The 1561-nt window shown below is 74.4% G+C and carries 1 protein-coding gene and 1 pseudogene; one reads left to right on the plus strand and one right to left on the minus strand.

Translation table 11 applies throughout. From position 1 onward, the window contains the following. Positions 1–3: 3 nt before the first annotated feature. On the minus strand, positions 4–1059 hold the full coding sequence (locus tag ACIQOV_RS40845) for an aldo/keto reductase (protein WP_401056127.1): 1056 nt from the start codon (positions 1057–1059) through the stop codon (positions 4–6). A gap of 153 nt (positions 1060–1212) precedes the next feature. On the opposite strand from ACIQOV_RS40845, the pseudogene ACIQOV_RS40850 reads away from it, so the two are divergent. Further along, positions 1213–1561, plus strand: a pseudogene (locus ACIQOV_RS40850) (hypothetical protein); the annotation flags it as partial.

Below are 1561 nucleotides of genomic sequence, written 5' to 3' on the forward strand. Positions count from 1 at the left end.
CGGTCAGGCCGCGGGGCGGTCGGACACCGGGCGGCGGCGCAGGGCCGGGGTGGTGAGGGCCGGGGGCTGCCAGACGCCGTCGGCCCGGTAGAGGTCGGTGCCGGGCGGGACGATGGTGTCGATGCGGTCGAGGGTGGCGTCGTCCAGGACCAGGTCGGCGGCCTTGAGGGCCGATTCGAGCTGCGCCGCGGTGCGCGGGCCGATGATCACCGACGTGACGGCCGGGTGGGCCGCCGGGAAGGCGGTGGCCAGCTCGGGGAGGGTGCGGCCGAGCTCCTCGGCGAGGGTGGTGAGGGCCTCGACGGCCTCCAGTTTGGCCGCCGTGGTGGGCAGCTCCGGGTCGAAGCGGTGCGGGTGGAGGGCGGCCCGGCCCCGGGTGAGGTCGATCGGGCGGTCCTTGCGGTAGCGGCCGGTCAGGAAGCCACCGGCGAGCGGGCCCCAGGTCAGCGCGCCCATGCCCAGCCGCTGGACGACGGGCAGCACGTCGCGCTCCACGCCCCGGGCGAGCAGCGAGTACGGCGGCTGCTCGGTGCGGAAGCGCTGCAGGCCGCGGCGCTCGGCGACGTGGTGGGCGTCCACGATCTGCTCGGCGGGGAAGGTGGAGCAGCCGAAGGTGCGGATCTTGCCCGCCCGGACGAGGTCGCCGAGGACGGAGAGGGTTTCCTCGATGTCGGTGGTGTGGTCCGGTCGGTGGACCTGGTACAGGTCGATCCACTCGGTCCGCAGCCGACGCAGGCTCTCCTCGACCTCGCGGACGATCCAGCGCCGCGAGTTGCCGCCCCGGTTGTGGCCCTCGCCCATCGGGAAGTGCACCTTGGTGGCGAGCACGATCTCGTCGCGGTCGCCACGGGCGGCCAGTGCCTTGCCGACGATCTCCTCGGACTCGCCGGCCGAGTACATGTCCGCGGTGTCGATGAAGTTGATGCCCCGGTCGACCGCGGTGCCGATCATCCGGGCGCAGTCGTCGTGGTCGGAGTTGCCGACGGAGCCGAACATCATGGTGCCGAGGCAGTAGGTGCTCACCTCGATGCCGGTGCCGCCGAGAACGCGGTAGCGCATGGCCATTCCCCCTGGTTGGCGATCAGTTGCGTGTCAGAGACTAGGAGTTGGAGTGCGCTCCAGCGCAAGCGCGGCTCGGCTCCCTCGGGTGGGGGAGCCGGATCACCGCACCGGGGGAGGAGCGGCGGGGGCGGCGCGGGCGAGCCTGTCGGCATGGTGAGGAACGGGTGGGCGGTGACCGGCTGGGGCCTCGGGTACGCCGGGTTCGGGCTGGGGTGCGCGCTGGGCGGGACGCGGCTGCTGGGGGCGGACTGGCCGGGGTGGGTGGTGGCCGCCGTGGGGGTCGCCTCGGCGGCCGCCGGCGTGGCGGTGGTGCGGCGAAAGCCGGTGCGGGGGCTGTGGTGGCTGCTGTGGCTGGTGTGCGGGGCGGCCGCGGTCGGAGCCTGGGGCCTGCTGATGGACCTGGTGACGCTGCTGTTCGGCCAGCGGGTGGACAGCGTCCCCGACACGGTGGAGCGCACCCTGGCGGCGGCGGGGGCGGTGCTGCTGGCCCGCACCGCCC

Source organism: Kitasatospora sp. NPDC091257, assembly GCF_044757675.1.
Classification (GTDB): domain Bacteria; phylum Actinomycetota; class Actinomycetes; order Streptomycetales; family Streptomycetaceae; genus Kitasatospora; species Kitasatospora lactacystinica.